The sequence below is a fragment of the Helicobacter winghamensis ATCC BAA-430 genome, assembly GCF_028751035.1.
Lineage (GTDB): Bacteria > Campylobacterota > Campylobacteria > Campylobacterales > Helicobacteraceae > Helicobacter_D > Helicobacter_D winghamensis.
Map to the genome: position 1 here is coordinate 1096929 of NZ_CP063533.1, position 12976 is coordinate 1109904.

Below are 12976 nucleotides of genomic sequence, written 5' to 3' on the forward strand. Positions count from 1 at the left end.
GTATCTTATGTCAAAAAGGATTGAAATGACAAAAACATCAATTTCGTTAGTTTTAGCAGGAATGCTTTTAGGAAGTAGTTTATTTGCAGCTCAAGTAAATTCAACAACAAGCAGTGCTTCTGTAAGTCCCGTTGGTAATGCAGGATTTCAAAGCACATCTTATGGGAGAAACTCAAACACTCCATCAAACTTACAAGGAACAGAAGTTGGTGGTGATGATATTGTGATTCCAAATGCTCCAATTATCACACCATCAAGCATTATTGAAATTAGCGCCATTGGTATGGGTGTAGCACCAGAATCCACAGTTTCACCAGCACAAGCTCTAGCGCTTGCAAAGCGTGCAGCAATCGTAGATGCTTATCGCCAAATTGGTGAAAAAATGTATGGAATCCGCGTAAATGCACAAGATACAGTGCGTGATATGATGCTAAAGAATTCAACCGTTAAAACAAAAGTTTTGGCAGTAATTCGTAACGCTGAAATTGTAGAAACTGTTTATAAAGATGGTCTTTGCCAAGTAAGTATGGAACTTAAACTTGATGGAAAAAGATGGTATCGCGTATTAACTGGCGAGCAGTTTTAAGCGCTATTTTTGTAGTGCTTTTTGCATTTGGGTGCGCCAAAGCACCTAGTGCTTTACAAAATTCTACAACCAAAACATTTTTTTTTTCCACTAAAGATTTTAGATTCTATGATTTAGGTTTTATTAAAACTTTCACAAACCACACTAGCCTAGAGATTTTTAACGCTGGAGCAGTGCTACTTAAAATGGATTGCTATAAAGATAAGATTTGCCTAAACACAAAATGCTATGCCAAAGATTCTGTTATGCGTAATTTTTTTGGAAATGATGCCTTTAGGGGATTAGACTTCCAAGCAGTTTTAAAAGGAAGAGAAATTTTTAATGGGGAAAATAAAGTTAGAATCCAAAATGGCTTTTTGCAAAAAATCACAAAAGAAGGGCTAGAGTTAAACTACACTTCCACACAAAATTCCATCGCCCTAGAGATTAAAAACTTACAGAAAAAAACGATTTTTTCACTACAAATTAACTAGGATTCTTATGCAAATTTACCAACCAAAAGACGGATATTGCTACAATAGCGACACTTTGTTTTTGCATCATTTTGCAATGCCTTTTTTAAAAAAACACCACGCAGTATTAGAAATTGGCGCAGGCTGTGGAATCTTAGGAATGTTGTGTGCTAGGGATTTGCCACTACAGCTTACGATGATTGAAAAAAATCCTAAAATGGCTGAACTTTGCGCGCATAATTTACGCGTTAATCAAATTCAAGCGGATTTAATTTGCGCGGATTTTTTGGAATTTGATTTTTTAGATTCCAAACTTGATAAAAAGTTAGAATCCAAAATGCAAACTTTTAATACAATTTTAAGCAATCCGCCCTTTTATCACGATGGCGTGATAAAATCCAAAAACTCCGAAATTTCTAGCGCGCGTTATGCCCAGAACCTTCCGTTTTTTGACTTAGTAAAAAAAGTCAATACACTTTTAAAGCCACAAGGGGAGTTTATTTTTTGCTACGATGCAAAGGCGGTTTTTAGCCTTTTTAGCACTCTAGAACATTTTAAGATTCCACCCATTTGTGTGCGCTTTGTTTATCCAAAGATAGAAAAAAGCGCAACTTTGGTATTATGTCGCGCTAAGAAAAATTCAAAAAGTTTGTGCGAAGTTAAGCCCCCGCTTTTTACGCATCAAGGAAGCGATTTTACACAAGAAGTGCAAACAATCTATCGCCACGCTAATACTTGGAGCATTAAATGTTAGAACATTCTAATTTTCCATACCACTTTAATCCTAACAAATGCGAAGAATGTGGCGGGAAGTGCTGCACAGGAGAGAGTGGCTATATCTTTGTTTCCCCAAAAGAAATTGAAGAGATTGCAAAGTTTTTGGGATTAGATTTTGAGAATTTTTGTAACAATTATGTAAAAAAAGTTGGCTACCGCTATTCTTTATTGGATATCACACAAGATAATCAAACTTACTCTTGCATATTCTTTAAAGATGGAATCTGTCAAATCTATCCTAAACGCCCAAAACAATGTGTTACTTTTCCTTTTTGGGATTACTATAAAGAACATTTTAATGAATTAGAAAAGGAATGTATCGGTGTGGTTAAAAAATAAATCTTTTATTCTTTTAAGTGCAGTTTTTCTATTTATAGGGATTGTAGGCTGTTTTAAACAAGATTTTATCACTTTTGAAAATCACAATTATAAAGAAGTGGAAAATCTTGAAGATATTTTCATAGCGCAAGGTTATGCGGCTCTAGATTTAGGTGATTATGAGAGCGCAAAAGATGCCTTTAATAACGCATATAAAGTTAATCCAAGTCCAAGCTACCTTAAAGAAATCTTAGGAATCCTAGTAGCTCAAAACAATCTCCAAGAAGCACAAAAGCAAGCCTATGCGTTTTTAAAGCAATATCCAAAAGATGAAATGGTGCGTAGTGTTCTTATTGGAATCCTAACCAACACTAAGCAATTTGATTTAGCTCTAAAAGAAGCAAAATTACTTTTAGCACAACACAAAAACGCTGAGAGTTACGAGCTTATCTCATCTGTATATTTTTTGCACCAAGATTACAAAAATGCCGCTAAATACTTGCGCCTTGCTTATAATCTAAATCCAAACCCCATTTTATTAGACAAACTTGCTGCCACATATCTTTTATTTTTAAAAGATTCCAAAACTGCCATATCCCTTTATGAAACCCATATCAAAACGCAAGAAATCACAAAACCTATCGGGGATAAACTTGCAGCAATCTACCTAGAATCTAAACGCTATTTTGACGCCGCGCGCATTTACACAATGCTCTTTGAAGAAACAAATTTACAAGATTATGCACGCTTTGTGTTGGAGATTTATGCCAAAAGCAAACGCCTAGATTTAGCAGAATCCTTTTTGCTAAAACATCCTAGCGTTGATGGACGCGATGCTATTCTTTTTGAAATTTATCGCCTACAAAAAGACAATCCAAAAAGCATCAAACAAGCAGAAATCATTTATCAAAACACGCAAGATATTAATTTTTTAGCCTATAAAGCAATGCTCTCTTATGAAAACTCCAAAACACGCTCAAAAACTTCTCTCCAAGCCCTAGAAAAAGATTTAAAACAGGCTGCGCTAAAAACAAATGAGCCTTTGTATCTAAATTATCTAGGTTATTTAATGATTGACCACGATTTTAACAGCAAAAAACGCATAGAAGAAGGCATAGAATATGTGCAAAAAGCCCTAGAAAAAGACCCCAACAACGCATATTATTTAGACTCACTTGCTTGGGGATATTTTAAACTTAAAGATTGCGAAAATGCTAAAATCACCATAGAAAAAATCCCAAAATCACAGATTCAAAAAGAAGAAGAGATAAAAACACATTATGAAAAAATCTTACAATGCAAGGAAAATTAATGATTGTATTAGTTACAGGAGCATCTAGTGGTTTTGGGCGTGCTATTGCAAAAAAATTTGGAGAGAATGGACATAAAGTTATCGCACTTGCAAGACGCAAAGAAAGACTGCAATCCTTACAAAAAGAGATTCCTTATTGTGAAATTTTACCCTGTGATATTTGCGATAAAAAAGCTGTAAAACAGGCTTTAGAAGCGCTGCCGCAGGATTTTAAAAGCATTGATATTTTAGTAAATAATGCGGGGCTTGCTTTAGGGATTGAGCCTGCACAAATGTGCGATTTTAAGGATTGGGAGAGAATGATTAGTGTTAATGTCACTGCTCTTAGCTATCTCACACATCTTGTGTTGCCTCAAATGGTAGAGCGTAAAAGCGGGCATATCATCACCTTAGGTTCAATTGCTGGGAAATATCCCTATCCGGGTGGAAATGTTTATGGTGCAACTAAGGCTTTTGTTAAGCAGTTTGCGCTAGGTTTGCGTGCAGACTTAGCAGGCACAAATGTAAGAGTGAGCGATATACAACCCGGGCTTGCAGAGAGTGAGTTTTCACTTGTGCGTTTTAAAGGTGACAAAAAACGCGCTAATGCACTTTATGAAGGGAGTAATGCCTTGCAACCCCAAGATATTGCAGAAGCAGTTTATTGGGTGGCAACCCTACCTAAACATATTAATATTAATACCTTAGAGATGATGCCAACTAGCCAAAGCTTCAGCACGTTAGCAGTGCATAAGGAATATTCTTTTCTTACAAAATAATTACATTCTTAAATTGCAAGCTTTTCATTTTGGAATACTCTTTGCTTAAAACTTTTATAAATTTACACAAGGATGTGTCAAAAGGAATCTTAAATGGAAAATCCAAAATCCCTAAATGCGCTGTTTATCGCGTTTTTTACTCTTACAATAACGACTTTTTTCACCGCTTGCGCTACTACAGAGCCACAAATCTCTTTTAAGCCACCAGCATATGTTGAAGAATTGCCACCAAAAGAAGAAGAAGATAATTTTGGAAATCCCGGAAGCATCTTTGGAAGGGGGGATAATTTACTCTTTTCAGATCGCCGTGCTATGCAATTAAATGATTTAGTAACCGTAATTATCAATCAAACCGCGCAAGCAACTTCAACGGCAAATAAAAATTTAAATGAAACTTCAAATGCCACACTAACAGGTCCAGGAATTACATTCGGGGGTCCAAGCCAAACAATAGGAAATATTACAAACCAACTCAATAACATTACAGGCTTTGGAATCTCTACAGGGCAAAATACTTCCACTTTTCAAGGGGCTGGCTCACAAAATCGCCAAGAAGCTTTTACCACAACAATTGCGGCACGCATTATAAAAGTGCTTCAAAATGGCAATTATTTCATTGAGGGAAGTCGTGAAGTTTTAATCAATGGCGAAAAGCAAGTAATCCATTTAAGCGGTGTTGTGCGTCCTAATGATATTGCACGCGATAACACAATTGAATCACGCTTTATTGCTGATGCAAAAATTATGTATGATACACAAGGAGAGCTAAAGCGCAATACAGAAAAAGGCTGGGGAACAAAACTTCTTGAATCAGTTTGGCCTTTTTAAAGGCATATTTAGGCTAGATTAAGATAGAATACGCAAGTTTCTTTTAACTTCTTAAGACAAAGGACTTGCGTGCAAACTCAATATTTTACAGGCACTCGTGGCGGAGAAGACTTAGGTGTTACTTTTGAAAATGCCATTCTTAATCCAACTGCCTCTTATGGTGGATTATACACATTAGAAAAATTTCCAAAATTTAGTAATGATGAAATTAAAGAATTTGCGAAACTTAACTATGAAGAACTAGCGCGTATTATACTTAATAAACTTGGCTTAAATATCCCAAAAGAACTTTTGCTTGAAGCTTTGAGCCTTTATAAAAATTTTGATGATAAATCTTCTCCGGCACCAATGTATCTAATGACCCCCTATTTAAATATCCAAAAGCTTTATTGCGGTCCAACACGCGCCTTTAAAGATATGGCATTACAACCCTTTGGTTCACTATTTAGCGGATTTTTACATACACATAAAAGCGCACATAATTATTTAATTTTAGTAGCAACTAGTGGCGATACAGGTCCTGCGACTCTACAAAGTTTTGCCAATCAACCCAATATTAAAGTAGTTTGCATCTATCCAAATGGCGGAACAAGTGATGTACAACGCTTGCAAATGACAACAATTAATGCGGATAATATCGCTGTTTTTGGAATCAATGGAGATTTTGATGATGCGCAAAGCTTGTTAAAAAGCTTACTAAAAGATGTGCAATTTAACGCTATTTTAAAATCTAAAAACATTTCACTTAGCGCGGCAAATAGCGTAAATTTTGGAAGAATTGCTTTTCAGATTATTTACCACATTTACGCAAGCTTACAAGTGTATAAAATCAATGGTGAAAAAGTCCATACTATCGTGCCTAGTGGGAATTTTGGCAATGCACTTGGTGCATTTTATGCTAAACTTATGGGATTTCCAATTGAGCGCATTTGGATTGCTTCTAATGCGAATAATGTCTTAACAGAATTTATTAACACCGGTATTTATGATATTTCCAATAAAACACTAAAGAAAACTTACTCTCCTGCAATGGATATTTTAAAAAGCTCCAATGTTGAGCGAATGCTCTTTGCACTTTTTAGCTCTTACCGCACAAGGGAATTTATGGAATCTTTAGAGCAAAACGGTAAATATTCATTAAATAAAGAAGAATTGCTTTGGGTGCAAAGCTATTTTAGCGCAACAAATTGTGATGATAATTTCTGTTTAGAAACTATCAAAAAATACGCCAAACAAAGTTATATTATAGATCCACACACAGCTTGTGGCATTAAAGCCTATGAAACTATCCAAATTAAATATCCCCACGCAAAATGTGTGCTTTGCTCTACTGCAGAATGGACAAAATTTGCCCCAACTCTTGCAAAAGCACTTGATTTAGGGAATTTAGGCGATAAAGAAGCCTTAGAAATAATTTCCCAAAATTATAAGATTCCAATTCCCAAGCAAATTGATTCCCTATTTAATCAAAAAGAAATCCATAATAAAGTAATCAATAAAGAAGAATTACTTGAAAATATTTTACAATGGTTATAAGGACTTACAATGCTTTATTTTTCTGATTTACTCTTAAAATTGCAAGAATTCTGGCATAAACAAGGTTGTCTTATCATACAACCCTATGATATTCCAGCAGGAGCTGGGACATTTCACCCAGCAACACTACTTAGAAGTTTAGATTCCAAACCTTGGAGTGTAGCTTATGTAGCCCCTTCACGCCGTCCAACAGATGGTCGCTATGGGGAAAATCCAAACCGCTTAGGAAGCTATTATCAATTCCAAGTTTTAATTAAACCTAGCCCAAATAATATCCAAGAACTTTATTTAAAAAGCCTAGAATATTTAGGTTTAAGCCTAAAAAATCACGATGTGCGCTTTATTGAAGATAACTGGGAATCCCCAACACTTGGTGCTTGGGGACTTGGCTGGGAAGTATGGCTTGATGGAATGGAAGTTACACAATTTACTTATTTTCAACAAGTTGGTGGAATCCCTTGTGAGCCTGTAGCTGTGGAAATTACCTACGGAACAGAACGCCTTGCAATGTATCTACAGGGTGTAGAAAATGTCTTTGATATTAAATGGAATCCAAATTATACTTATGCAGATGTTCATTTAGAAGGTGAATTTGAGTTTTCAAAATACAATTTTGAAGTGGCAGATACCACAATGCTTTTTGAGTTTTTTGCCAAAATGCAACAAGAAGGGAATCGTGCCTTGGAAGCTGGATTGCCGCTACCTGCTTATGATTGTGCAATGCTTGCTAGCCATCTGTTTAATGTGCTTGATGCAAGAAAAGCGATTTCAGCAACAGAACGACAAAACTATATTTTAAAAATCCGCGAACTTGCAAAGGCTTGCGCAACGCTTTACAAAGAGCAAGAGCCTTTGCGTCAAGAACGCTTAGAAAAAATTAAAGCATAATGCAAAGACTTTTAGAAATTTTAGATTCCATTAGCCCCTTTGAACTCCAAGAAAAGTGGGATAACTCCGGCTTGATTCTAGGTGCTTTAAATAAAGGATTTTCTCAGATTTACCTAAGCCTTGAAGTAACTTTAGACATCCTAGAAAAAATGGAATCCCATTCTGTTCTTATTACACATCATCCTTTAATTTTCTCCCAACTTAAGCAATTGGATTTTGCCACTTATCCCGCTAAACTCTTAGAACTTGCCATTAAAAAGAATATTCAACTCATAGCAATGCACACAAATTTTGATAAAACGCATTTTGGGAAATCTATTGTTCAAAAACTTGGAATCCAAACTTACACACAAGAAGATTTTGCTATGCGCTTTTTGTGGGAAGATTCCATAGAATCACTAATAGAGCGTGTCAAGGAAAAATTAAAAATCGCTTTTGTTAAATACACACAAGGCAACCTTAAAACACCACAAAGAGTTGCTTTAGTTACAGGAAGTGGTGGGAGTTTTATTAGAGAGCTTAGAACAATAGATTGCCTAATTACAGGCGATGTGAAATACCACGAGGCAATGGAGGCACAAGCACTAGGAATAAATATTATTGATTGTGGGCATTATGAGTTAGAATGCTATTTTGGGGAAATTTTATCTCCAATTTTGACAAATTATGGCTATAAAGCTATAATTTTACCTTCACAAAATCCCTTTAATTTTGTCTAAATTTTAAACCTTTGGAGCTATTTAATGAATAAGCATTTAAACCAACTTATAGAAATTGCAAACTTGGATAAAGAAATTGATTCTTTTGAGCCACGCATCAAAGAAGCAAAAAAAGAATTAAGCGCGATAGAAGAAGAAGAAACTAAGCTAAACAATCAAGCCGAAGAACTTAATACAGCTTCTAGTGATATTTCTCTCTCTATCCAAAAAAATGAAAATCACTTAGAAGATTTATCGCTAAAACTTGAAGAAATTGCCAATAAAACAAAACTTATTAAAACTGAAAAAGAGAGCAAAGCTTTGAGCCTAGAAGAAGAATTAGCAAAAGAACAAATCACTTTTGCTAATGAAGAAATTGCGCGCCTAAATGGAATTCTAGAAAGCAAAAAAGAAGCTTTAAAAGGGCTGGAAAATAATATTAAAACACTACAGGAAAATAAAAAAGAAGTTGCACAAAAAGTGGAAGTAGAAGTGCAAAAAGTTAAAGATGAACAAAAAGAAATCTTTAAGCAAAAAGAAGTTTTAGTTAGCAAGATGGATCAAAAAATCATCTCTTTTTATGAAAAAATCCGTAAGTGGGCTAAAAACACAAGTGTTGTGCCAGTAACACGCCAAGCTTGTGGAGGTTGTTTTATTCGCTTAAATGACAAAATTTACTCTGATGTTATTCGGTCTGATGATATTACCACTTGCCCACATTGTGGTAGAATTCTCTACAATCAAGATGAACATTAATGTATGGTTTATGGCTACTATCTCTTAATTTGTATAGCGCATTTTTGCGCTTTACCACTTCTTTTTCTTTTAAGTTTTAAACGAAAATACAAAAATTCCATAAAAAAGCGTTTTTTTACCCCAACTCCCTTGCCAAATGGAAAATACCATTGGATTCACGCTTGCTCTTTTGGTGAAGTCAAATCCCTTCAAAGCATTATTGACACACTAGAAAACAATCTTGAAAACTCAACACAAATCCTGCTCACCACCACCACACAAACAGGCTTCACACTTGCTAAAACACTCTATCCAAAGTGCTTAATTGCCTATTTGCCTTTTGAGAGTTTTATCCCCTTTTGGCTAAAAGGCAAGGACATTCTCACACTAACCTTAACAGAAGCAGAGCTTTGGCTAATGCCACTTTTTTGCGTGCATTCAAAGCGCGCAAAAACACTCTTAATCAATGCCAGAATCTCTGCACGCTCTTATCCACGCTATTTGCGATTCCGCTTTTTTTATGTAAAACTCTTTAGTTATCTCCAAAAAATATTTTCTCAAAGCCAAATTGACAAAGAACGCTTAGAATCTTTGGGGGCTAAAAATGTAGAAATTTTTGGCAATCTTAAGCTTGCTGAAATTCCGCAAGTTAGCATACATTACACTGCTCCAAATGCCCCTTTATGGGTAATTGCAAGCACGCATTGCAAAAACAATAAAAGCGAAGAAGTGTTAATTTTGCAAAGCATTTTGGAATCCTTTTTTAAAAATCCGATTCCAACTTCACAAATCTCACATAACACGCCACATTTTCTCTTTGCTCCACGCCACCCAGAACGCTTTTTAGAAGTCGAACAAACACTAAATGTAATTTTAAAGGAAAATCATCTTCCACCTTTAATCAAAACTTCAACAAAAGGCATACAAAACGCGCTTGATGCGCCCTTTATTTTGCTAGATTCTTTGGGGGAGCTTAACAATATCTATGCAATAGCAGATCTTGTGATTTTAGGCGGAAGCTTCTTGCAAGGCATCGGCGGACACAATCCTATTGAACCAGCCTATTTTCATACAAAATTAATCAGTGGTCCTTATATTTTCAATCAACAAGCACTCTTTGTAAGTATCAAAAATTGTGCCATTTGCGAGATAGAATCGCTTGCTGAAATTTTAAAAACCCCATTAGAAAACTCTTGCATTACACAAAAACTAAACCTTACAAAAATTATTCAAACACTAAAGGATTCCTAATGAAACCCAACAAATTCAAAAAAACACTAAAAAATCAAAAAAAAGATTCCAACTTTTCCAAAAAGCCCTTAAAAAATAAACCACCAAAAAGCAACTTTGCACCACAAACCCCACCAAAACTTCCTAAAAATGCGCAAAAAGCCTATAAACTTCTAGCTTTGCAAGAAAATATTTCCAATAACGAAGCCAAAGCCCTAATTGACAGAGGCTTAGTAAATGTTAAGGGCAAAAAGATCTTAATTGCACGAGGACTTCTTGCTCCAAACACACGCTTTAACATTCAACAAATCCAAACAATTAAAGAGATTTTTTGCAATGAAAACATCTTAGCTCTTGAAAAACCCGCTTTTTTAACGAGTGAAGAAATTGTTAAAAGCTATCCACAATGGACACTTTTACACCGCCTTGATAAAGAAACAAGCGGAATCTTATTACTTGTAAAAGAAAATAGCTCATTTCATCTTAAAGCAAAAGAAGCTTTTAAACAGCTCCAAGTCCTAAAGCAATACACCGCTATTGTAGAAGGAATCTTGGATGAAGAATGCGAAATCACAGCTCCTCTAATTATTAAAAAAGGCAAAAGCGCAAAGGTAAGTATTAGCAAAACAAATGAAGGGCAAAAGGCAATCACACATATAACTCCCCTTGAAATTTTCGGCAAAAAAACAAAATTAGACATAGAAATAAAAACAGGCAAAACCCATCAAATCCGCGCCCATCTAGCTCATATTAAGCACCCAATTATTGGCGACACTCTCTATGGAGCAAAACCTGCAAATCGCATTTTGCTCCACGCACGCCATATCGCTTTATTAGGCTATAACTTCACTTCTAATGAACCAAAAGAATTTATCTTTAAAGATAATCTCTAAGAATCCTTTTTGGATTCCGCATTTTCATCTTCTGTAATCCCTAAAGTGCGCGCTGCAAATCCCAAACTCATTCCTTGCACCAACACAGAAATAAACACCATAAAAAACACTACATTAAAGATAAGTTGAGCCTGCTCTAAATGATACACAAAAGGGTAAGTCGCTAAAATAATAGGCACGGCTCCACGCAAACCAACCCAAGAGATAAAGACTTTTTCTCTATTATCATAACGACTCTTTGCAAGTGAGATAAAGACACCCAAAGGGCGCGCAACAAACATTAGCACAAACACCAATGCTAATGCCTGCAAGGCAACATCTGGAAGTTGTGATGGAAATACAAGCAATCCAAGCACTAAAAATACTACAATTTGCATCATCCACGCAACAGCATCGTGAAATGCAATAATATGCGATTTATAAGGAAAAGCAAAACGATTCGTCATAATCCCAGCAATATAAATACTTAAATATCCATTACCACCAAGCAAGGCAGATAATCCAAATACCATAAACAACCAAGCAACACTAATAAGGGGATAAAGACCTGGTTGTGAAATATTAACTTTTGCACAAATCTTTGGAAACACATACCCACACAAAAGCCCAAGCGCACCGCCAATAGCAAACTGCCCTACAAATTGCACAAGCCATTCCCATATATTTGAGTTTCCCTGCATTACGATAAGCTGCAACACTGTAATGGTTAAAAATATCGCCATAGGATCGTTGCTTCCAGATTCCAATTCCAAAAGTGGTTTAATATTATTTTTTAATTGTATTTTTTGAGAACGAAGCACCATAAAAACAGCTGCTGCATCAGTGGATGATACAATAGAGCCAAGCAATAATGCCTCTAAAAATGTTACATCCCACATTAGATAAAAAAACAAAGCAAGAATAATAGCAGTCATCAAAACACCAAGTGTAGCCAACATAACACCACTAACAACTACAGGTTTAATCTGATCCCAATATGTATCAAGCCCACCACTATACAAGATAAAAATCAATGCGATAGAGCCAACGGCTTGTGCTAAAAGTGTATTATCAAAGTTAATCCCAACAATTCCATCGCTCCCTAAAAGCATTCCTAAAATAAGAAAAATTAATAATAAGGGTAATCCAATTTTTTCTGAAATCTTACTTGCATACACGCTAGCAAACAAAATCACACCAATAACAACAATATACACATTTAAATTATTAATAATTTCTAGCATACTCATCCTTTAAATCTTCACGCGCGATTGCAAAGCTCGGATAATAGAAAGTTGATCAACATTCTCCAAACTAACTCCCGTTGGAATACCTTGCGCAATTTTGGTAAAACGCAATCCAAAATTCTCCAATTTATCCTCCAAATACAGCATTATACTATCGCTTCCAAGCGATGGACTGAAGGCAAAAATAATTTCTGTGATACCAAATTTTGTAACACTCCGTTCTAATTGTTCCAAATTAAGCTTATCAAGGCTATCTAGCACGAAATATTTACCAAAAAACTCTCCACTTTCTTCTAACAAAAAAATCTCTCTAGGATTTGCAACAATGCAAAGCTCTCCATTATTGCGTGTAGCATCTAAACAAATCTCACAAACCGCTTGATTTGTGATCCCTCCACATTCCTCGCAAGTGCGTAATTCTTGGACACAGCATTCTATATTATGCGCAACTTGCAATGCACTAAACTTGTCTTCAAATGCTAAAAAATATGCTAAACGCATTGCAGACTTTCTCCCAACACTTGGAATTCTCTCTAGTGATTCTACAAGTTTTGCAAAACTCTCAGGATAAGATTTCATAGGCCTACCACCATATTTTAATGAAAAATAATTATAAATAAGTTTGGTTTAAGAATTCATAAATCATATTTTTATGAAATTAAACTTTCCAAAAATACAAAATTTAACCACTTATAAAACTTTATTACACTAAAATTTAAAATTCTATTTTGCAATTTTA

15 protein-coding genes are annotated in these 12976 nt (G+C 35.3%); 13 read left to right on the forward strand and 2 right to left on the reverse strand.

What is annotated here, in order from left to right; translation table 11 throughout:
• The first annotated feature begins 25 nt into the window (after positions 1-25).
• The 13 genes from IP358_RS05660 (at position 26) to IP358_RS05720 (ending at position 11011) form a co-directional block, all read left to right on the forward strand.
• Positions 26-586: an LPP20 family lipoprotein gene (locus tag IP358_RS05660; RefSeq protein WP_040498531.1), complete on the forward strand. Its 561-nt coding sequence runs from the start codon at positions 26-28 to the stop codon at positions 584-586.
• Entirely contained in the window at positions 553-1059 is a 507-nt protein-coding gene (locus tag IP358_RS05665) for a hypothetical protein (RefSeq protein ID WP_006802619.1), read from the forward strand. The genes IP358_RS05660 and IP358_RS05665 overlap by 34 nt, the downstream gene beginning before the upstream one ends.
• Positions 1060-1066: 7 nt before the next feature.
• Complete coding sequence (locus IP358_RS05670) at positions 1067-1792, forward strand: tRNA1(Val) (adenine(37)-N6)-methyltransferase (RefSeq protein WP_006802620.1); 726 nt, start codon at positions 1067-1069, stop codon at positions 1790-1792.
• Entirely contained in the window at positions 1786-2154 is a 369-nt protein-coding gene (locus IP358_RS05675) for a YkgJ family cysteine cluster protein (protein ID WP_006802621.1), read from the forward strand. The genes IP358_RS05670 and IP358_RS05675 overlap by 7 nt, the downstream gene beginning before the upstream one ends.
• On the forward strand, positions 2138-3445 hold the full coding sequence (locus tag IP358_RS05680) for a tetratricopeptide repeat protein (protein ID WP_006802622.1): 1308 nt from the start codon (positions 2138-2140) through the stop codon (positions 3443-3445). The genes IP358_RS05675 and IP358_RS05680 overlap by 17 nt, the downstream gene beginning before the upstream one ends.
• Positions 3445-4203 carry an SDR family oxidoreductase gene (locus IP358_RS05685; RefSeq protein ID WP_006802623.1) on the forward strand — a complete coding sequence of 253 codons (759 nt, stop codon included), beginning with the start codon at positions 3445-3447 and terminating at the stop codon, positions 4201-4203. Before IP358_RS05680 ends, IP358_RS05685 begins: the two co-directional genes overlap by 1 nt.
• Before the next feature lie 93 nt (positions 4204-4296).
• On the forward strand, positions 4297-5031 hold the full coding sequence (flgH, locus tag IP358_RS05690) for a flagellar basal body L-ring protein FlgH (protein ID WP_083781385.1): 735 nt from the start codon (positions 4297-4299) through the stop codon (positions 5029-5031).
• Positions 5032-5100: 69 nt separating this feature from the next.
• The gene (thrC, locus tag IP358_RS05695; protein ID WP_006802625.1) at positions 5101-6567 is read left to right on the forward strand and encodes a threonine synthase; all 1467 of its coding nucleotides are present in this window, start codon (positions 5101-5103) and stop codon (positions 6565-6567) included.
• A gap of 9 nt (positions 6568-6576) precedes the next feature.
• Entirely contained in the window at positions 6577-7455 is an 879-nt protein-coding gene (gene glyQ / locus IP358_RS05700) for a glycine--tRNA ligase subunit alpha (protein WP_006802626.1), read from the forward strand.
• Complete coding sequence (locus IP358_RS05705; RefSeq protein WP_040498532.1) at positions 7455-8174, forward strand: Nif3-like dinuclear metal center hexameric protein; 720 nt, start codon at positions 7455-7457, stop codon at positions 8172-8174. The genes glyQ and IP358_RS05705 overlap by 1 nt, the downstream gene beginning before the upstream one ends.
• A gap of 24 nt (positions 8175-8198) precedes the next feature.
• Positions 8199-8909 (forward strand): zinc ribbon domain-containing protein, encoded by a 711-nt coding sequence (locus tag IP358_RS05710; protein WP_040498534.1) that lies wholly within the window; start codon positions 8199-8201, stop codon positions 8907-8909.
• A gap of 3 nt (positions 8910-8912) precedes the next feature.
• On the forward strand, positions 8913-10139 hold the full coding sequence (gene waaA, locus IP358_RS05715; RefSeq protein WP_006802628.1) for a lipid IV(A) 3-deoxy-D-manno-octulosonic acid transferase: 1227 nt from the start codon (positions 8913-8915) through the stop codon (positions 10137-10139).
• Complete coding sequence (locus IP358_RS05720) at positions 10139-11011, forward strand: RluA family pseudouridine synthase (protein WP_006802629.1); 873 nt, start codon at positions 10139-10141, stop codon at positions 11009-11011. Before waaA ends, IP358_RS05720 begins: the two co-directional genes overlap by 1 nt.
• Here IP358_RS05720 and IP358_RS05725 read toward each other — a convergent pair.
• Positions 11008-12234 carry a potassium/proton antiporter gene (locus tag IP358_RS05725; RefSeq protein ID WP_040498535.1) on the reverse strand — a complete coding sequence of 409 codons (1227 nt, stop codon included), beginning with the start codon at positions 12232-12234 and terminating at the stop codon, positions 11008-11010. The genes IP358_RS05720 and IP358_RS05725 overlap by 4 nt on opposite strands.
• Positions 12235-12243: 9 nt before the next feature.
• A complete protein-coding gene (gene recR, locus IP358_RS05730; RefSeq protein WP_006802631.1) occupies positions 12244-12816 on the reverse strand; it encodes a recombination mediator RecR in 573 nt (190 codons plus the stop codon).
• Positions 12817-12976: the final 160 nt, after the last annotated feature.

Excerpts from the sequence above, each read along its gene's own strand:
- IP358_RS05705 (WP_040498532.1), top strand. The coding sequence starts at position 7,455 with ATGCAAAGACTTTTAGAAATTTTAGATTCCATTAGCCCCTTTGAACTC.
- IP358_RS05675 (WP_006802621.1), top strand. The coding sequence starts at position 1,786 with ATGTTAGAACATTCTAATTTTCCATACCACTTTAATCCTAACAAATGC.
- recR (WP_006802631.1), bottom strand. The coding sequence starts at position 12,816 with ATGAAATCTTATCCTGAGAGTTTTGCAAAACTTGTAGAATCACTAGAG.
- IP358_RS05665 (WP_006802619.1), top strand. The coding sequence starts at position 553 with ATGGTATCGCGTATTAACTGGCGAGCAGTTTTAAGCGCTATTTTTGTA.
- waaA (WP_006802628.1), top strand. The coding sequence starts at position 8,913 with ATGGTTTATGGCTACTATCTCTTAATTTGTATAGCGCATTTTTGCGCT.
- IP358_RS05685 (WP_006802623.1), top strand. The coding sequence starts at position 3,445 with ATGATTGTATTAGTTACAGGAGCATCTAGTGGTTTTGGGCGTGCTATT.
- IP358_RS05725 (WP_040498535.1), bottom strand. The coding sequence starts at position 12,234 with ATGCTAGAAATTATTAATAATTTAAATGTGTATATTGTTGTTATTGGT.
- glyQ (WP_006802626.1), top strand. The coding sequence starts at position 6,577 with ATGCTTTATTTTTCTGATTTACTCTTAAAATTGCAAGAATTCTGGCAT.
- IP358_RS05670 (WP_006802620.1), top strand. The coding sequence starts at position 1,067 with ATGCAAATTTACCAACCAAAAGACGGATATTGCTACAATAGCGACACT.
- IP358_RS05710 (WP_040498534.1), top strand. The coding sequence starts at position 8,199 with ATGAATAAGCATTTAAACCAACTTATAGAAATTGCAAACTTGGATAAA.
- IP358_RS05660 (WP_040498531.1), top strand. The coding sequence starts at position 26 with ATGACAAAAACATCAATTTCGTTAGTTTTAGCAGGAATGCTTTTAGGA.
- flgH (WP_083781385.1), top strand. The coding sequence starts at position 4,297 with ATGGAAAATCCAAAATCCCTAAATGCGCTGTTTATCGCGTTTTTTACT.
- IP358_RS05720 (WP_006802629.1), top strand. The coding sequence starts at position 10,139 with ATGAAACCCAACAAATTCAAAAAAACACTAAAAAATCAAAAAAAAGAT.